We start from the raw sequence: 17,962 nt of genomic DNA on the forward strand, positions 1-17,962 counted from the left end.
CCAAAGCACCCTTTCAGCCTCATCCGCCAGCCCCCCCGCAAACTGAACAGATCCGCATCGCGCGCCCCCCGCGGCGCGCGCCTGCATGCATACCGCTTGCCGCCTCCGCGCATACGACTGCGCCCCTGCTGCGCCGTGGGGAAACTCACCGCCCATCCAGCTCGTGGTGGATCACCACCACGCACTGCGACGCGAACAGCATGGTCGGGCCGAGCGAGATCTTCTTCGCGCCGAGGCGTTCGAGACCGTGGAAGGTCTTCTTCGGCATGGGGATGTGGTCGGTGAGCAGGAAGCAGGGGTTGCCCCCGAATGCCTGCTCGCGGATCGGCGCGCCCTTGCGGTCCATGACGTAGAGCTGGTGGTCCTCGGCCAGCGCCTGCACCAGGCGCTCGAAGCTCCGGGTCTGCACGGTGACGCCGGACTCGACCGGCCGCGTCTCTTCCTTGCCCATGCCACGCGACACGTCCAGCGCCCTGGCGACCTTGCCCAGCAGGGCCGCCTCGTCAAAGCCGCCGATGTCGCGCATGGCGCCGGCCTCGAAGCGGAGGGCGCGGGAGAAGTCCTGGGTGCTTTCCAGCACCAGGTAGACCGTCACGTCGGGCCGGTGCGACTGGGCCACGAAGATGGCGTTCATCAGCGTGTGCGCCAGGATCTCCGTGTGCGCCTCCTTGCCCACCGACGCCAGCAGCTTCTGGCTGTCGGTCGGCGCCGCGCGTGCTCTCAGTACGAAGGTTCGCATGTCGTCGTGGATCCCCTGTCCGCCGCGGCACCGGCCTGCCGCGGGGCGATTGTCCCGCATGGGGGCTGCGATGGGCGCGGGATTGGGCGAGGAGTGACAGATCGGGAGTGAGAAACGAGGGCCTGCGACCAGCTCGTCCTCGTTTCTCACTCCTCTCCACATCACTCCTCGAGCAGCGCGTTCCGCGCTCACCCCCATCCCAACCTTCCCCCGCATGCGGGGGAAGGAGCGGGGCGCGTGGGGCTTGTGTTCGGCGAGGCGGGAGACAGTGAGGACTGGGGAGCCGGCGCGACCGCTCGTACTCGCTTCTCACTCATCTCCACTCACTCCCCGGCCACAGCCCCCTCCCCCGCGGACAGCGGGGGAGGGTTGGGGAGGGGCGCTTTGGCGAGGAGTGACAGATCAGGAGTGAGAAACGAGAGGAGCGTGCGGCGGCTCGCCCTCGTTTCTCACTCATCCCTACTCCTCCTCGACGCTGCGCGCTCACCCCCATCCCAGCCTTCCCCCGCAGGCGGGGGAAGGAGCGGGGTGCGTGGGCGTGGGGCTTGTGTTCGGCGAGGTGGGAGACAGTGAAGACTGGGGAGCCGGCGCGACCGCTCGTACTCGCTTCTCACTCATCTCCACTCACTCCCCGGCCACAGCCCCCTCCCCCGCGGACAGCGGGGGAGGGTTGGGGAGGGGGCGCTTTGGGGAGAAGGGGCAGATCAGGAGCGAGAAGGGAGACCGCGCGGCTGCTCGTCCTCGTTTCTCACTCCTCCCTACTCACTCCTCGACGCTGCGCGCTCACCCCCATCCCAGCCTTCCCCCGCAGGCGGGGGAAGGGGCCGGCCGCGTGGGCGTGGGGCTTGACCACTCGTACTCGTTTCTCACTCCTCCCCACTCACTCCCCGGACAACGTCGAATCCCGACGTCGCCGGTCGTCCACGGACGATGCGGCTGCACGATCCGCGCGGATGCCGCACGCTTCCCCCTCTCCTCCCGAAGGACGACGACGATGATCCCCAAGAACACCATCTGCCTGTGGTTCGACGGCACGGCGCTGGATGCGGCCCGCTTCTACGCCGAGACCTTTCCCGACAGCGCGGTGACGGCGGTGCACCACGCGCCCGGCGACTACCCGGCCGGCAAGGAGGGCGACGTGCTGACGGTGGAGTTCACCGTGCTCGGCATCCCCTGCCTCGGCCTCAACGCCGGCCCCGCCTTCCCGCATACCGAGGCGTTCTCGTTCCAGGTCGCGACCGACGACCAGGCCGAGACCGACCGGCTGTGGGATGCCATCGTCGGCAACGGCGGGCAGGAGAGCGCCTGCGGCTGGTGCAAGGACAAGTGGGGCCTGTCCTGGCAGATCACCCCGCGCGCGCTCACCGAGGCCCTGGCCGATCCGGACCGCGCCGCGGCCCGGCGGGCCTTCGAGGCCATGATGACCATGCGCAGGATCGACATCGCCACGATCGAGGCGGCGCGCCGGGGCTGACGGCGCGACGCCCTCCCCGCGTCCGGCTCCACGGCTCCGGGGAGGCCGGAGCGTTCCCGTCTCCCGCCCTCAACCGTCCGCCCCCAGCTGCTCCGCCAGCTCGCGCGCGAGGCGGCGGCGGGCGAAGAAGCCCTGCATCTGGCGGGCCTTGATCGTCGTGGGCCGGAGGCGGAGGGCGCCGTCGTCGCCCTGCTCGACGCGGTAGCACCGGGCCGCGGCGCACAGCTCGGCGCGGCTGGTGGTGACGGTCACCACGGTGATCTCCAGGGATTCCAGCGCCATGTCGGGGCGGATGTCGGGGTTCTCGGCGCAGGCGCGGTCGATGAGGGTGCGGAAGCGGCCGATGTCCTTCTCCTCGCCGCTGCGCAGCGGCCCCACGTTGGTGGCGCCGCGGGCGTCGTCCACGTCCACCTGCTGGGCGTCCCGCCAGCGCTCGTTGCGCTCGGGGATGATCGCGCGGACGCGGGTGCCGTCCGGACAGGTGATGTCGAGGATGATGTCGAGCAGGTAGACCGGCTCCAGGCCCAGGTTGGTGACGAAGCAGTGGGCGTTCATCCCGCGCCCCGCGCCCGAGGTGATCAGGATCGACGGGCGGCGCTGGCGGCGGTAGCTGGCCAGGAAGACGTTGAGGTAGACGATCCAGATCAGCGCCGTCACCCCGGCCATCGCGGCGGAGATCAGCGGCGCGTGGTCGAGCAGGGTCTGGAGCAAGCCGGCCTCCTTCCTCGGCTGTGGACGGACGGATGCACCGCGCATCCGCGCTGCGTCCACCATGCGCACGGCGGCCCCGACGGCGGACGCGCCGGCGACTCTGCCGATGCCCGCGTGGTCCCGGCGAGAAACCCCCGCCCCATGCCCGGGCGACGGCCGCGCGTGCGCCGCGCCGCCGCCCGGCGACTTCCGGACTACCATCGGCGCTCCCGGGAGCCGCGCTCCCAGCAACCACCCGGAGTGCCCATGCGTCGCGTCCTTGCCGTCTCCGCCCTGTCCCTTGCCCTGGCCGCCGCCTGGCCGCTGGCCGTGTCCGCGCAGGCGCCGGCCGCGCAGGCCGCCACCGCCGAGTCCACCACCGAGGACGCGCGCATCAATGCCTGGTTCGAGCGCAAGTACGAGGAGCAGCTGCAGTTCAGTCCGATCCGCATGACCTTCCTCGGCCGCAAGGACCGCAACGCCGAGCTCGACGATCTCTCGCGCGAGGCGGCCGAGCGGCAGCTGGCCTGGTCGCGTGCGGCGCTGGCGGAGATGCAGGCCAGCTTCGACTACGACGCGCTCGGCGACGACGCCAAGCTGTCGTGGGACCTGTTCGAGTACCAGGTGCGGACGGCCGAGGCGGGGCACCGCTTCCTCGATCACCAGTACCCGTTCGAGCAGATGGGCGGCATGCAGTCGCAGCTGCCGACCTTCCTGATCGGCTTCCACAAGGTCGAGGAGGAATCCGACTACACCGCCTACGTCGCGCGCCTGCGCGAGGTGCCGCGGGCCTTCGGGCAGCTGATGGACCAGGTGCGCCGTTCGGCCGAGGCCGGCATCCGTCCGCCGCGCTTCGCGCACGAGGGCGTGCTCGAGCAGGCGGGCAAGGTGATCACCGGCGCCCCCTTCACCGACGGCGAGGACAGTGCGCTGTGGGCCGACGCCCAGGCCAAGGCCGACGCGCTGGTCGAGGCCGGCAGGATCGACGCCGCCCGTGCGCAGGCACTGAAGGACCAGGCGCGCGCCGCGCTGGTGGAGGCGGTGAAGCCCGCCTACGACGAGGTCATCGCCTGGTTCCGCGCCGACCTGCCGAACGCGGCGGAGAACCCGTCCGGGGTCGGCACGACGCATCCGGACGGCGAGGCCTTCTACGCCGAGCGGCTGCGCGCCTCGACCACCACCGACCTGACGCCGGACCAGGTGCACCGGATCGGCCTGGACGAGGTCGCGCGCATCCGCGGCGAGATGGAGGCGCTGAAGGAGCGCGTCGGCTTCGAGGGCGACCTGCAGGCCTTCTTCCACTTCGTCCGCACGGATCCGCAGTTCAAGTACCCCAACACCGACGAGGGCCGGCAGGCCTACATCGACGACGCGACCAGGGCGATCGACACGATCAGGGAGCAGCTGCCCGACTACTTCGGCCTGCTGCCGAAGGCGGACCTGGTGGTCCGGCGCGTGGAGCCGTTCCGCGAGGTCGCCGGCGCCGCCCAGCACTACTACCCGAGCACCCCGGACGGCAGCCGCCCCGGCATCTACTACGCCCACCTGTCCGACATGGACGCGATGCCGAAGACGGAGCTGGAGGTCATCGCCTACCACGAGGGCCTGCCCGGCCACCACATGCAGATCGCCATCGCCCAGGAGCTGGAGGGCGTCCCGGAGTTCCGCAAGCAGGCCGGCTTCACCGCCTATGCCGAGGGCTGGGCGCTCTACTCGGAGTGGCTGGCGCGCGAGATGCCCGGCACCTACACCGACCCCTACTCCGAGTTCGGCCGCCTGACTTCGGAGATGTGGCGCGCGATCCGCCTGGTGGTCGATACCGGCCTGCACGCGAAGGGCTGGACCCAGCAGCAGGCGGTGGACTACTTCTCCGAGAACAGCTCGGTGCCGCTGGAGGCGATCCAGGCCGAGGTGCAGCGCTACATCACCTGGCCCGGGCAGGCGACGGCCTACAAGATCGGCATGATCAGGATCCAGGAGCTGCGCGCCAGGGCGGAACGGGAGCTGGGCGACCGCTTCGACATCCGCCGCTTCCACGACGCGGTGCTCGGCGGCGGCGCCATGCCGCTGACCCTGCTGGAGCGGCGCATCGACCAGTGGATCGCGAACGAGAAGCGCGGCTGAAGCGAGGGCGCGCCGCACTCGCGGCGCGCTCCTCCCGCATCCTCGCAGGAGGTCGGAACGTCGGCGCGATCTTCCCGACGTGTCCGCTCGCCTGCTGCAGGGCGAAGGCCTCGGCGACGTCCTCCAGCGGCAGGCTGCGGTCGCCGACCGGCACCCGACCGGTGGCCTCGATGGCGGCGACCATGTCGTGCCGGTGGCGCCGGCTGCCGACGCGATACCGGCGGCATCCGCGCTGCGTCCGCCATGCGCGCGGCGGGCGCGGCGGCCGGCCGCGGCGGCGACCCTGCCGATGCACGCTTGCTCCCGTTGAACGGCCCCGCACTCAGCCGACGGCCGCGCCTCCCGCGACCGCCGGCGCGGCGGCACCTCCGCGCGCGGCCAGCCATCGCTCGAAGGCGTCGAGCGGCAACGGCCGCGAGAACAGGTAGCCCTGGACGACGGGGCATTCCAGCTCGTGCAGCAGCCGGCGCTGGTCCTCGCTTTCCACTCCCTCGGCCACCACGGTCAGGTCCAGGCTGCGGCCGACGCCGATCATCGCGGTCACCAGGGTCTGCGCGCGCTTCTCGCGCTCGCAGCGCGCGATGAAGCTGCGGTCCATCTTGACCTCCGTCACCGGCAGGCTCGCGAGACTGGAGAGACTCGAGAAGCCCGTGCCGAAATCGTCCACCGACAGCCCCACGCCCAAGGCGCGGATACGGCGCATGATGTCCAGCGTCTGCGGCGTCGCCTCCATCATCAGGCCCTCGGTGATCTCGACCGTCAGGCAGCGGCCGGGCAGGTCGTGTTCGTCCAGCAGCGCGGCGATGCAGTCGGGCAGGTCGCGGCTCCGGAAGTTGAAGGGCGACAGGTTGATCGCCACCACCGGAACGCCGAGCCCCGCCGCGCGCCACCGCGCCATCGCGCGGCAGGCTTCGCGCAGCGCCCAGCGGCCGATGGCCTCGATCTCGCCGATCTCCTCCGCCAGGCCGATGAAGCGGTCCGGCGGCACCTCGCCGAACTCGGGATCGCACCAGCGCGCCAGCGCCTCCACGCCGTACAGCCCACCGCAGCCCGGGCGGACCTGCGGCTGGTATTCCAGGCGCAGGTCGCCCGCCGCCACCGCTCGCCGCAGCGCGGCGCCCAGCAGCAGGCGGTCACGGGCGAGCCGGTTCATGCCGTGGCTGAAGAACAGCGCGTCGCCGCCGCCGGCGGCCTTGACCCGTTCCATGGCGCTCCTGGCGTTCTGGAGCAGCTCGTCGCGGTCGCGGCTGGCGCCGGGGTAATGGACGATGCCGATGCTGGCCGACAGGTCCAGCGAGAAGCCCGCCACGTCGATCGGCGCGCTGATCGCCTGCTGGACGTCCGCTGCGACGCGCACGGCGCGGTGCGCGTCGCAGCCGGGCACGACCAGCACGAACGCATCGCCCTCCACCCGCGCGAGGAACTGGTCTTCGCTGAGGTGCCACTTCAGGCGGTTCGCCATCTCCGCCAGGGTCTGGTCGCCGGCGGCATGGCCCAGGGTCTCGTTGACGTCCTTGAAGCGGTCGAGGCCGATGTGGAAGAACGCGACCTCGCCGTCCCCGCGCGACGCCAGCAGGGCGCCGACGTGATCGAGCAGCTGGGCGCGGTTCGGCAGCCCGGTGAGCGCGTCGTAGCGCGACAGCCGGTTGAGCTGCTGCCGGCTCTCCTCGTGCTCGATCGCCAGCGTGCACAGGCGGACGCAGGCGGCCGCGACGCGCTCCAGGTAGGCGTCGGGGCCGCCGCCGCGCCGGAAGTAGAACGCGAAGGTGCCCGCGACGCTGCCGTCGCGGCGCTTGACGGGATACGTCCAGCAGGCCCGGTAGCCGTGCGCCAGCATCCTGTCCCGGTAGGGCGCCCAGAGCGGATCGGTCCCGATGTCGTGCACCATCACCGGCTCGCCGCGGTGCGCGCAGGTGCCGCAGCCGGCGACGCCCTCGCCGATCTCCACGCCCTCCCACTCCGCGCCGTAGGAGGCATGGAAGCTGGGCGCCGCCCACGGCCGCAGCCGGCGTTCGACGACCCTGCACACCGACACCAGCACGCCCGGCACGATCGCCTCGATGCGCCTGCACAGGAAGTCGCCCAGCGCCGGGAACGGCAGGTCGCTGGTCAGCGCCTCCAGCACGTCGCGCTCCAGGTCGCGGATCTGCCGCTCCTCGGTGACGTCCGACAGCACCACCACCTGGTTCCGCAGCGTGTCGGCCTCGCCGTCGAACACGGGATCGACCGAGGCCCGCACCCAGAGCTCGCGGCCATCGCGGCACATCGCCCGGATCTCTTCGCTGAAGCCGGGCCGCGCCCGCTCCCACACACGCGCCAGCGCCGCAGGCGGCGCCCCGGGGCCAGCGAGAACGTCGTCCGGCCGCATGCCGATGATCTCGGTGGCCGTATAGCCGAACAGCTCGGTGAAGGCGCGGTTGGCCTGGACGATGCGGCATGCGCCGTCGAGCACGAAGATGGGGCGGTCGGTGTGGTTGACGGCCAGCAGGAGAAGCCGGTTCTCCTCGCGGCGCTCGACCTCGGCGGACACGTCCCTCGCGAACGCCATGTAGTGGATGCGCCCGCCCACGTCGATCTTGGACAGCGAGAAGGCGGCCCAGAGCCGCTGGCCGTCCTTGCGCTCCATGAGAAGCTCGCGGCTCGTCCATGCGACCCGCGGGCTCCCGCCCTCGCGGTTCTTGCGGGTGAAGCCGTCGTGCACCCCGCGCAGCTCGCGCGGCAGCAACGGCCGCATGTGCCTGCCGAGCACCTCCTCCCTGTTGAATCCCCAGAGCCGTTCCGCGGCCTGGTTGAAGAACAGGACGCGGTCGGCGTCGTCGATGACGACCACCGCCACCGCGGCCTGCTCGAGCGCGGGCAACAGGAGATCGGTGCTCCCTTCCATCATGCTCGCCGGCGTCATCGACTTCTCCCGTCCCGAGGGCCTTCCCGCCCCGACACAGCCTTCCCGGCCGTTGCGACCCTATCGGCGACGGCCGCGCGCACTTGAGGCAGGCACCGGGCCGCGTTCATCCGCAGGCAGACGGCGCGACGCCCGGCAGCGATCCCTGCCGGGCATGGTGGCACACGAGCCATGACAGCACGTGTCGGTGGCGGCCCCGGACCTTGCCGCTAGAACGTCAGCGCGATCTTCCCGAAGTGCCCGCCCGCCTGCTGCAGGGCGAAGGCCTCGGCGATGTCCTCCAGCGGCAGGCTGCGGTCGACGACCGGCACCAGGCCGGTGGCCTCGATGGCGGCGATCATGTCGAGCTGGTGGCGCCGGCTGCCGACGATCAGGCCGGTCAGGCGCTGCTGGCGCGCCATCAGCGCGGCCGTGGGCACCGGGCCGGCCGCGCCGGTGAGCACGCCGATCAGCGCGATGTGCCCGCCGATGCGGCAGGCGGCGATGGACTGCGGCAGCGTCGCCGGCCCACCGACCTCGACCACGTGGTCGACGCCACGGCCGTCGGTGCGCTCCAGCACCGCGCGCGCCCACTCCGGCTCGCTGCGGTAGTTGATGGTGTGCTCGGCGCCGAGCTCCGCGGCCCGGGCGAGCTTCTCGTCCGACGACGAGGTGACGATCACCCGCGCGCCCATGGCGCGGGCGAACTGCAGCGCGAAGATCGACACGCCGCCGGTGCCCAGGACGAGCACCCGGTCGCCCGCCTTGAGTCCGCCCTCGACCACCAGGGCGCGCCATGCCGTGAGGCCCGCCGTGGTCAGCGTCGCCGCCTGCGCATGGTCGTAGCCGGCCGGCGCGCGGGTGAAGGCCTGCGCGGGCGCGACCACGGCCTCGCGGGCGTAGCCGTCGATGCCGTCGCCCGGCGTGGTGGCGAAGTCGGCGACGGTCGGCGGCCCGTCCAGCCATTGCGGGAAGAAGGTGGAGACGACGCGGTCGCCCGGGGCGAAGTCGTCGACGCCCTCGCCGACCGCCTCGACCACGCCGGCGCCGTCCGACATCGGGATGCGGCCGTCGGCGGTCGGCATCGCACCGAGCGCCACCGCGAGGTCGTGGTAGTTCAGCGAGCTGGCGTGCAGGCGCACGCGGATCCGGCCGGGCCCGGGGGCGCCGGGGTCGTCGATGTCGACCAGGGCGAGGTTGGCGAGGCCGCCCGGAGCGGCGAGGCGTACGGCTTTCATCGGCAGGGACATCCGTGACGGGGACGCCGAGTCTAGTCCGCGCGGCAGGAGCAGGCAGTCGCGGACAGGAGAACGGCGTGGTGCGCCTGCGGCCGCCCCTGCTCGGGCGGGGCGGCGGCGACCGGCCGCCCGCCCCGCGAACGGTGCGCGGGCGACGGCCGCCGGCGCGCGGCCTCCCCGGGCGGATCAGCCGCCTTCGGCCGCCGGTGCTGCCGTCTGCGCGGCGATCCACTCGTCCACGGCGTTCTCGACCACCGCCAGCGGCAGGGCGCCGTTGCCGAGCACGAGGTCGTGGAAGGCGCGGATGTCGAAGCGGTCGCCGAGCGCGGTGCGGGCGCGCTCGCGCAGCTCGACCATCTTCAGGTGCCCCACCTTGTAGGAACACGCCTGGCCGGGCTGGACGAGGTAGCGGTCGATCTCGATGCGCACGTCGTTCTCGTTCATGCCGGTCTTGCCGCGCATGTAGTCCATGGCCTGTTCGCGGCTCCAGCGCTTGCGGTGCAGGCCGGTGTCCACGACCAGGCGCACCGAGCGGAACATCTCCGCCTGCAGCCGACCGAGGTCGCCCAGCGGGTCGTCCGCATAGAGGCCCATCTCCGCCACGAGCTGCTCCGCGTAGAGCGCCCAGCCCTCGGTGAAGGCGCTGGGATTGAGCGTGCGCCGGATCAGCGGCAGCGCCTCGAGCGACTGCCCGATCGCGATCTGGAAGTGGTGCCCCGGCGCGCCCTCGTGGTAGGCCAGCGTCGGCAGCGCCCAGCGCGCGTGGTCCTCGATGCTGCCGAGGTTGATGTAGAACACGCCCGGCCGCGAGCCGTCCAGCGCAGGCGGATAGTAGTAGCCGCCGGGGGCCGTGGCCTCGGCATAGGCCGGGACCGGCTGGACGTCCAGCGGCTGCGTCGGGCGGATGCCGAAGTAGGCGTCGAGATGCGGGTCGAGACGGGCCAGTGCGGCGCGGATGTCGCGGATGACCGCCTCGCGTCCCTCCGGCGTGTCCGGGTAGCCGTGCGCCGGATCGCGCTGCAGGCGCTGGACGCGCTCCGCGACCGTCCCCGCCTCCAGCCCGATGCCACGCAGGATCCCGTCCATCGCCGCCTCGATCCGGGCGACCTCCTGCAGGCCGAGGGCGTGGATCGCCTCCGCGTCCAGGTCCGTGCTGGTGTTCCAGCGCAGGGCGGCGTCGTACCAGGCGTCGCCGCCCGGCAGCGCCCATACGCCCTGGTTGGCGGCGTCCTCGATCAGGGACTCGACCCTGTCCAGGAGGCGCGCATAGCCGGGATGCACCGCGTCGCGCACGGCCTGCTCCGCGTCCGCCAGCAACCGCGCGCGCGTCCCGGCGTCGATGTCCGCGACGGCATCCAGCCGGCGCGCCATCGAGGTCACGAACAGGCTGTCGGCGGGTTCCGCCGCGATGAGCGAGCGGATCTGCGCCGCCAGCCCCTCCAGCGCCACCCGCGGCGGGACGACGCCGTGACGCTTCTGCAGGTCGACGTTCTCGCCGACCTGATCGAGCTGCACGGGCACCGCGCGCAGGCGCCGCACGTAGGCGTCGGCCGTGCCGACGTCGCGGATGGCGTGCTGCTCGGCGAGGAACTGCGGCAGCGTGCTCGGGATGCCGAACAGGTGGTCCACCGCGTAGACGCCCGCCAGCGGCAGCCACGCGACCGCCCAGTCGGGCTGCATCAGCTCGGCCTGGCGCGCGTACATCCACACCGCGCTGTCGTAGGTCCAGCGCTGCTGGCCGACGATGCGGTCGCGGTCGAGCGCGAGCAGCTCGCGGTGGTTGTCGTGCAGCACGCGGCGCAGGACCTCGCGCCGCGACGGCGAGACGTCGTCGAGCCGCGAGGCCGCCTCGTCGGCGCCCGGCAGGCCGAGCAGGCTGACGGTCTGCGGCAGCGTCCCCAGCACGTCGGTGTACTGCCGGTCGACCACCACATGCACGTCCGGCTCCGCGGTCGCCGCCAGGGCCGGCGCCGCCGCATGCACGAGCGCCAGCGCCGCTGCGGCCAGTGGCATCATCATTCTTCTCATCGCGTCCCTCCCAGGGTGTTTCGGGCCATTCTGGGCCATCGCCGGCGCGCCGTCGCATGCCGCCGGCGCATTCATCCGGACGGTGGCGCGCGCGCCACCGCAGGCCGGCGGGCGGCGGCGACCCGACGGGACCGGACCGCGCGCGCGTTCGGGCGACCGCCGCGGCCCCGGCCGCGCGCGAAGGGCTCCGCGCGAAGGCGCTTGTCACGCGCATCCTGCAATGCTTCAGGCGGCCGTCCGTACGATGGCCTCCGCGCAGATGAAGGCTGACCGATGTCCATGGTGGAACCCGTTGTCGCCGCCGCAGAACGCCCCATGAGCGAGTACAACGCGCTCGTGGCGGCGGCGCCCGGCGTGCTCGATGCCATTCCCGGCGCCGTCTATCTCTGCGACAGCGAAGGCTGGCTCGTCAGATACAATGCCGAGGCCGCCGCGCTCTGGGGGCGCGAGCCGCGGCTGGACCAGGCAAGGGAGCGCTACTGCGGCTCGCATCGGCTCCACCAGGTCGACGGCGCCCCGCTCCCGCACGAGGACTGCCCCATGGCGGAGGCGGTGCGCAGCGGCCGGACGACCCGCAACGCCGAAGTCGTGATCGAGCGGCCCGACGGCACGACCCTGACCGCCCTCGTCAACATCCGGCCCCTCCGGGACCGCGACGGCACGATCCAGGGCGCGATCAACGTCTTCCAGGACATCAGCGCCCAGAAGGCCATGGAGGAGGCGCTCCGCCGCAGGACCGAGGATCTCGAGGACTTCTTCGAGAACAGCGCGATCGGCCTGCACATCGTGGAGGGGGACGGCGTCATCCGGCGCGCGAACCGGGCTGAGCTCGAACTTCTCGGCTACGCCGCGGAGGAGTACGTCGGCCGCGCCATTTCCGAGTTCCACGTCGATGCGCCCGTGATCGACGACATTCTCCAGCGCCTCTCCCGCGGCGACAGGCTGGATCGCTACCCGGCCCGGCTGCGCGCCAGGGACGGCTCGATCCGGCACGTGCTGATCACGTCCAACAGCCGCTTCGAGGACGGGAAGTTCGTGGGCACGCGCTGCTTCACGACGGACGTCAGCGACCTGCAGGCGGCGAAGGAGGCGCGGCGCGACAGCGAGGAGCGGCTGGCCGCCACCTACGAGGCGGCGATCGTCGGACTCGCGGAGGTCGACGAGCGCGGCCGCTACGTGCGGGTCAACGACGCGCTGTGCGCGATCCTCGGACGACCGCGCGAGCAGGTCCTCGGGACGGACCTGATCGAGATCACCCACCCCGACGACCGCCACATCGAGGCCGAGCAGTACGCACGCCAGGTGCGCGGGGAACTCGCGAGCTACAGGGTCGAGAAGCGCGCGATCCGGCCCGACGGCTCGATCGTCCACCTCCATGTGTCGAGCTCGTCGGTCCGGGACGAGCACGGCCGCTTCCGCTACGGCGTGCGCGTCATCCAGGACGTGACCGAGCGCAGGCGGATGGCGGACGCGATCCAGGCGAACGAGCGGCGGCTGCGCGAGCTGCTCGACGCGCTGCCCGCCGCGATCTACACCACGGACGCCGAAGGCCGCATCACCTTCTACAACCGGGCCGCCGTGCACCTGTCCGGCCGGGAGCCCGTGCTCGGCAGCGACCGCTGGTGCGTCACCTGGAAGCTCTACTGGCCCGACGGCACGCCGATGCCGCACGACGCCTGCCCGATGGCGACGACCCTGCGGGAGGGCCGGCCCGTTCTCGGCGCCGAGGCGATCGCCGAACGGCCGAACGGAAGCCGCGTGCCCTTCGCGCCCTATCCGATGCCGCTCCACGACGCCGAAGGACGGCTGGTGGGCGCCATCAACATGCTCGTGGACATCAGCGACCGCAAGGAGGCCGAGGCGCGCCAGAAGGTCCTCATCGACGAACTCAACCACCGGGTGAAGAACAGCCTCGCGACGGTGCAGTCCCTCGCCGCCCAGACGGCGAGACACGCGAAGGACCTGCCGGACTTCTCGACCCGGTTCGAGGCCCGCATCATCTCGCTCGCGCGCGCCCACGACCTGCTCACCAAGCGCAGCTGGATGAGCGCGCCGCTCGAGGGCCTGGTCCAGGACATCGTGGCGCCCTACGCCGGCAGCGGGGACCGGGTGCGGATCGCGGGCGCGACGCTCGACCTGGATGCGCGCTCCGCACTCTCGCTGACCATGGTGCTGAACGAACTGGTGACCAACGCCGCGAAGTACGGCTCGCTCAGCGTCGCCGCGGGAACCCTGTCGGTGCGCTGGGAGGTCGGCAGCGACGACATGCTCGCGGTCGAATGGCTGGAACAGGGCGGCCCCGCCGTCAGCGCCCCGACGCATCGCGGCTTCGGAACCCGTCTCATCCAGCGCTGCGTCGAACGCGATCTCGGCGGATCCCTCGATCTTCGCTTCGAGGCAACCGGCGTGCGCTGCCGGATGGCGATGCCGGTCGAGGCCCTGACCGCCCATGGATGACCTCGCGGGGCTCCGTGTCCTCCTGGTCGAGGACGAGGGCGGCGTCGCCCTCCTGATCGAGGGCATGCTGGAGGAGCTCGGCTGCGAGATGGTGGCCTCGGTCGCGCGCCTCGCCCGCGCGTACGAGGCCGTCCAGGCGCAGCCGCCCGACGCCGTCGTGCTGGACGTCAACGTCGCGGGCGAGGTGTCGTTCGACTTCGCCAGGCTGCTCGTCGCGCGCGGCATCCCCTTCCTCTTCAGCACCGGCTACGGCGTCTCCGGCCTGCCGGCCGACCTGCGGAGCCACGCTGTTCTCGCCAAGCCCTTCAAGCTCTCGGAGCTTCACCGGTCCCTGCTGGCGACGCTCCAGGACGGTGGCGAGCGGGATTCGAGCGCCGGGTCGAAGCGCCCCGGCCCGCCCGACCGGTAAGCCGTTCCCGCAGAGGACGCGGCGACCCGGTTTGCCGGATGATTGAGACCCCGAGCCGCTCGTCACTCCCATGCGCACGACTCCCGGACCGATCCGCTTCAGCGCCACCCTGCAGCGCCCGGCGACGCCGAAGGGTGCGTCCTGGTCCTTCCTCGTCCTCCCGGCGGACGCGAGCGCGTGGCTGCCGACGCGCGGCATGGCCACGGTCGAGGGAACGTTCGGCGGCCAGCCGTTCCGCGCCACGCTCGAACCCGACGGGCAGGGAAGCCACTGGCTGAAGGTACCGCGCGCCCTGCGCGAGGCGGCCGGCGCCGCGCCGGGCGACGCCGTCGCGCTCGCGATCGCGCCGACGGCCGAGGAGCCCGAGCCGCGCGTGCCCACCGATCTCCGCCGGGCGCTGTCGGCGGCGCCGGCCGCACGCGCGCAGTGGTCGAGCCTCACGCCGGTGGCGCGACGGGACTGGATCCAGTGGATCGTCTCGGCGAAGAAGGCCGAGACGCGCGAGCGGCGCGTGGGCAATGCCTGCGACATGCTCGCCTCGGGCAAGCGGCGGGTCTGCTGCTTCGACCGCTCCGGGATCTACAGCAAGGCGCTCGGTGCGCCGAGGGCGGCGGACGCTCCCGCCGCGGACCGGGCCTCGGCCGCGCCGGCCCGGGCACGCACGCCGTCGAAGCGGACCGGAGGCGGGCAGGCCGGCACCGCAGGCGCGGAGTGACCGTGGCGCCCGTACCATCCGCCACCCGCGCCGCCTCCCCTTCGACGCCGACCCCGGCGAGGACGAACGCATGACCATCGAATCGCAGCACGACATCGACGCCCTCCATCGCATCGGCCGGATCGTGGCGCGCGTCCGCGACGCGATGCTGGACGCCGCCGAGCCCGGCATGACCACGGCCGAACTGGACGCCGTCGGCGAGCGCCTGCTGGCGGAGGCGGGCGCGCGCCCGGCGCCGCGGCTGGCCTATGGTTTCCCCGGCGCGACCTGCATCAGCGTCAACGAGGAGGCGGCGCACGGAATCCCCGGCCCGCGCGTGCTGCGCGGGGGCGACGTGCTGAACGTCGATGTCTCCGCGGAGCTGGACGGCTACTTCGCCGATACCGGCGGGACCCGCGTACTGCCGCCGGCCGCGCCGCGCGAACTGCGCCTGTGCCACGCGGCCCGCACGGCGCTGGCGAACGCACTGAAGGCGACGCGTGCGGGGCAGCCGCTCAACCGCATCGGCGCCGCCATCGAGACCACCGCCCGGCAGTTCGGATTCCGCGTGATCGAGAACCTGGGCAGCCACGGCGTCGGCCGCGCTGCACGAAGCGCCGGATCACATTCCCGGCTACCACGACCGCTCGGACACGCGGACGCTGCACGAGGGCATGGTCATCACCATCGAGCCCTTCCTGTCCACGCGCAGCAGGACGGTGGAGGAGGCCGGCGACGGCTGGAGCCTGGTCGGCGCCAGGGGCAACCGGTCTGCGCAGTTCGAGCACACCCTGATCGTCACCCGCGGCGCGCCCATCGTGGTGACGACGCACTGATCCGGAGAGCCGGAGCATGGGCAGCCCCCTCCCCGTCCTGGACGCCTACGAGCGCTGGGCGCCGGACTACGACTTCGACAGCAACCGGACGCGCGACCTCGACGCGGCGGTGCTGCGGGCGGCAGGGCTGCCCGTCGAGGGCGCGGCGGTGGTCGAGTTCGGTGCGGGCACCGGCAAGAACAGCGCCTACCTCGCTTCCCTGGCGCGGCGGCTCACGGCGCTCGACCTGTCCCCGGCGATGCTGGCGCGCGCCCGGGCGAAGGTGCGCGGCGCGCACGTCGCCTTCGTCGAGCACGACATCGTGCGGCCCTGGCCGGTGCCCGACGCGGCGGCGGACCTCGTGGTCGGCAACCTCGTCCTGGAGCACGTCGCGGACGTCGGCCCGGTGTTCCGCCACGCGGCGCGGGCGCTGCGTCCGGACGGGATCCTCTACGTGTGCGAGCTGCATCCCTACCGGCAGCTGCGCGGCGCGGTCGCGCGCTTCGCCGCGGCCGAGGGCGAGGTGCGGGTGAAGGCCTGGCTGCACACCACCGCGGACTACGTCACGGCGGCCCTGGCCGCGGGGTTCCGCCTCGTGTCGATGGCCGAACCCCGCGACGTACCCGCCGCGGGCGCCGACGGGGAGAATGTGCCGCGCCTGCTCCAGCTCGTCTTCCGCAAGGACCCGTCCGCGGCGATGCCCGGCTAGCCCGTCGCCGCCATGGATGGCCCGCGCGCTCTGGATGAAGGACGGCGCCCGGGCTAGGCTTCGCGCGGGGGATGGGCCGAAGGGGCTCTCAGGGGATATCGATGCAAAGGATGCTGCGCGCGACGCTGCTCGGCGGTCTTGGCCTGGCGATGGCCATGCCCTTCGTCTCGGCCCGACCGACCGCCGAGCCACCAGACGTGTGGCGCGACCACCTGGAGGCGGTCCGCGCTGCCGACGGCATCACGAATCAGGAGGCGCGCTGCCGGGCCTATCCCGACCTGCCACACAATCGCTGGCGTCCGGGGGCTGCGCTCGCCCGCTGTACCCTGCTCCGAGAGCCGATGTACACGCTGGAGCGGATCGGCGAAGTCCTCGGACAGGCCGATGGCGCTGCGCAGCTCGAGCGCGATTTCGCTGCGCTGCTGCAGGCGCACTACACCGACCAGGAGCAGCGCGAACAGATCTTCGTGGCCTTCCGCGTGTTCGACCACACGCCGAAGGCAGGCGAAGTCGCGCGCAGCTGGCACGACGCCTCACCCGGCAGCGCATTCGCGACGATGGCGCTCGCGACCCACCACGCCGCCATTGGCTGGCGTGCACGGGGCGGCGCCCTTGCGAGCAGGGTCTCGCACGAACGCTTCGAGCGCATGCACCGGCAGTTCGAACATGCAGTCCCGCTGTACGGCCGAGTCCTCACGATCGAGCCACGCCTCAGCGTGGCGTGCGTGAAGCTCATGGAGATCGGTGCACAGGTGTCGGACGAGCTCGAGGCAGCCGCGACCGAGCACTGCCTGTCGGTGGATCCGGACTCGTACCACGTCGCGTACCAGTTGATTCGAGGCGCGCAACCCCGTTGGGGTGGCTCGGATGCCGCCCTGCGCCACGCGGTCGCGTACGCCGCGGCGCGCGTGGAGCGCAACCCGATCCTCGGCGCGCTGCTCGGGGAGGCCGCGGGCGACGAGCCCTCGATGGCGAGTGACCGCGCGGCTGCCGCCGACGCGCTTGCCTCGGCAGCTGCGATGGCGCCGAGCGGTGGCCTGCTCCGGTCCGCGGGCCTCGGCTATCGCGAGAAGGACGACCCGTGGCGCGCCCTGGTCTATCTGTCCCAGAGCACGCGCTTCTGGCCGACCGATGCCGACTACTTCAGCGCAAGGGGAAGGCTTCTTTTCGAGGACCTGGACGACGCTGCGTGGGCCAGGGCCGACCTGCTGCGCGCGCTCCAACTGGAGCCCGACGGGGCCAACCATCACTACACCCTGGGCCGCATCCTGCAGAGGACGGACGGCTATGCGGCGGCCCGGCCGCACTTCCGTTTCGCCATGGAGCACGGGCAGCACAAGCAGACTTCGCACGAGCTCTACTGCCAGACCTTCATCGAAACCCGCCATGTCTCGCTCGAAATGGAACAGTGCACCGCCGAACTCGTCCGGACCTACCCCGAAAGCGGCGAGGCATGGCGTCTCCGGGCCTGGGCGCTCTACCCGACACGGCATCCCGACACGGTGGACGCGATCGACCGATTCCTTCTCCATGCCGACATGTCGAAGCCGTGGAACGCCGGCTCGATGCAGACCCTGCTGACCTGGCGCCACGAACTGGTCGCAGAGCAGCCGGCGCTGCCCGACCGGAACTGAGCGGGCAACGCCTCGCGGGCGAGGTCTCTCCCATGGTTGGCGTCGCTGCACGACGCGCCCGTGGCCGCAT

12 protein-coding genes and 2 pseudogenes are annotated in these 17,962 nt (G+C 72.3%); 9 read left to right on the top strand and 5 right to left on the bottom strand.

Features of this window, described 5'->3' with window-relative positions:
* Window positions 1-145: 145 nt before the first annotated feature.
* Window positions 146-739, bottom strand: coding sequence for a tRNA (pseudouridine(54)-N(1))-methyltransferase TrmY (trmY, locus tag ACFO3Q_RS01790; protein ID WP_377002874.1), 594 nt, complete (start codon window positions 737-739; stop codon window positions 146-148).
* Window positions 740-1,733: 994 nt separating this feature from the next.
* Here trmY and ACFO3Q_RS01795 point away from each other — a divergent pair.
* Window positions 1,734-2,213 (top strand): VOC family protein, encoded by a 480-nt coding sequence (locus ACFO3Q_RS01795; protein ID WP_377002875.1) that lies wholly within the window; start codon window positions 1,734-1,736, stop codon window positions 2,211-2,213.
* Between the two features lie 69 nt (window positions 2,214-2,282).
* Here ACFO3Q_RS01795 and ACFO3Q_RS01800 read toward each other — a convergent pair whose 3' ends face one another.
* Entirely contained in the window at window positions 2,283-2,924 is a 642-nt protein-coding gene (locus ACFO3Q_RS01800; protein ID WP_377002876.1) for a hypothetical protein, read from the bottom strand.
* A 246-nt stretch (window positions 2,925-3,170) separates the two neighbouring features.
* On the opposite strand from ACFO3Q_RS01800, the gene ACFO3Q_RS01805 reads away from it, so the two are divergent.
* Window positions 3,171-5,027: a DUF885 domain-containing protein gene (locus ACFO3Q_RS01805; protein WP_377002877.1), complete on the top strand. Its 1,857-nt coding sequence runs from the start codon at window positions 3,171-3,173 to the stop codon at window positions 5,025-5,027.
* Between the two features lie 79 nt (window positions 5,028-5,106).
* Window positions 5,107-5,337 carry a hypothetical protein gene (locus tag ACFO3Q_RS01810; RefSeq protein WP_377002878.1) on the top strand — a complete coding sequence of 77 codons (231 nt, stop codon included), beginning with the start codon at window positions 5,107-5,109 and terminating at the stop codon, window positions 5,335-5,337.
* 12 nt (window positions 5,338-5,349) lie between these two features.
* Here ACFO3Q_RS01810 and dosP read toward each other — a convergent pair whose 3' ends face one another.
* The 3 genes from dosP to ACFO3Q_RS01825 form a co-directional block, all read right to left on the bottom strand.
* Window positions 5,350-7,929, bottom strand: coding sequence for an oxygen-sensing cyclic-di-GMP phosphodiesterase DosP (gene dosP, locus ACFO3Q_RS01815; protein WP_377002879.1), 2,580 nt, complete (start codon window positions 7,927-7,929; stop codon window positions 5,350-5,352).
* Window positions 7,930-8,138: 209 nt separating this feature from the next.
* Window positions 8,139-9,146, bottom strand: a complete 1,008-nt coding sequence (locus ACFO3Q_RS01820; protein ID WP_377002880.1) for a zinc-dependent alcohol dehydrogenase family protein — start codon at window positions 9,144-9,146, stop codon at window positions 8,139-8,141.
* 186 nt (window positions 9,147-9,332) lie between these two features.
* Window positions 9,333-11,165 (bottom strand): DUF885 domain-containing protein, encoded by a 1,833-nt coding sequence (locus ACFO3Q_RS01825; protein ID WP_377002882.1) that lies wholly within the window; start codon window positions 11,163-11,165, stop codon window positions 9,333-9,335.
* A gap of 324 nt (window positions 11,166-11,489) precedes the next feature.
* Here ACFO3Q_RS01825 and ACFO3Q_RS01830 point away from each other — a divergent pair, with 324 nt between their 5' ends.
* From ACFO3Q_RS01830 to ACFO3Q_RS01855, 6 genes and pseudogenes are all read left to right on the top strand, one after another.
* Window positions 11,490-13,631, top strand: a complete 2,142-nt coding sequence (locus ACFO3Q_RS01830) for a PAS domain-containing sensor histidine kinase (RefSeq protein ID WP_377002884.1) — start codon at window positions 11,490-11,492, stop codon at window positions 13,629-13,631.
* Window positions 13,624-14,040 (top strand): response regulator, encoded by a 417-nt coding sequence (locus tag ACFO3Q_RS01835; protein WP_377002885.1) that lies wholly within the window; start codon window positions 13,624-13,626, stop codon window positions 14,038-14,040. Before ACFO3Q_RS01830 ends, ACFO3Q_RS01835 begins: the two co-directional genes overlap by 8 nt.
* 70 nt (window positions 14,041-14,110) lie before the next feature.
* A pseudogene (locus tag ACFO3Q_RS01840) lies at window positions 14,111-14,644 on the top strand (YdeI/OmpD-associated family protein); the annotation flags it as partial.
* 256 nt (window positions 14,645-14,900) lie between these two features.
* Window positions 14,901-15,570 (top strand): annotated as a pseudogene (gene map / locus ACFO3Q_RS01845) (type I methionyl aminopeptidase).
* 16 nt (window positions 15,571-15,586) lie between these two features.
* Entirely contained in the window at window positions 15,587-16,258 is a 672-nt protein-coding gene (locus tag ACFO3Q_RS01850; protein ID WP_377002886.1) for a class I SAM-dependent methyltransferase, read from the top strand.
* Between the two features lie 101 nt (window positions 16,259-16,359).
* Window positions 16,360-17,892, top strand: coding sequence for a tetratricopeptide repeat protein (locus ACFO3Q_RS01855; protein ID WP_377002887.1), 1,533 nt, complete (start codon window positions 16,360-16,362; stop codon window positions 17,890-17,892).
* The last annotated feature ends 70 nt before the right edge of the window (window positions 17,893-17,962 follow it).

Source organism: Coralloluteibacterium thermophilum, assembly GCF_042654365.1.
Lineage (GTDB): Bacteria > Pseudomonadota > Gammaproteobacteria > Xanthomonadales > Xanthomonadaceae > Coralloluteibacterium > Coralloluteibacterium thermophilum.

Bases quoted from the DNA above. Each gene is read 5' to 3' on its own strand.
- trmY (WP_377002874.1), bottom strand. From the start codon at position 739: ATGCGAACCTTCGTACTGAGAGCACGCGCGGCGCCGACCGACAGCCAG.
- ACFO3Q_RS01795 (WP_377002875.1), top strand. From the start codon at position 1,734: ATGATCCCCAAGAACACCATCTGCCTGTGGTTCGACGGCACGGCGCTG.
- ACFO3Q_RS01805 (WP_377002877.1), top strand. From the start codon at position 3,171: ATGCGTCGCGTCCTTGCCGTCTCCGCCCTGTCCCTTGCCCTGGCCGCC.
- dosP (WP_377002879.1), bottom strand. From the start codon at position 7,929: ATGACGCCGGCGAGCATGATGGAAGGGAGCACCGATCTCCTGTTGCCC.
- ACFO3Q_RS01820 (WP_377002880.1), bottom strand. From the start codon at position 9,146: ATGAAAGCCGTACGCCTCGCCGCTCCGGGCGGCCTCGCCAACCTCGCC.
- ACFO3Q_RS01825 (WP_377002882.1), bottom strand. From the start codon at position 11,165: ATGATGATGCCACTGGCCGCAGCGGCGCTGGCGCTCGTGCATGCGGCG.
- ACFO3Q_RS01830 (WP_377002884.1), top strand. From the start codon at position 11,490: ATGAGCGAGTACAACGCGCTCGTGGCGGCGGCGCCCGGCGTGCTCGAT.
- ACFO3Q_RS01835 (WP_377002885.1), top strand. From the start codon at position 13,624: ATGGATGACCTCGCGGGGCTCCGTGTCCTCCTGGTCGAGGACGAGGGC.
- ACFO3Q_RS01850 (WP_377002886.1), top strand. From the start codon at position 15,587: ATGGGCAGCCCCCTCCCCGTCCTGGACGCCTACGAGCGCTGGGCGCCG.
- ACFO3Q_RS01855 (WP_377002887.1), top strand. From the start codon at position 16,360: ATGCAAAGGATGCTGCGCGCGACGCTGCTCGGCGGTCTTGGCCTGGCG.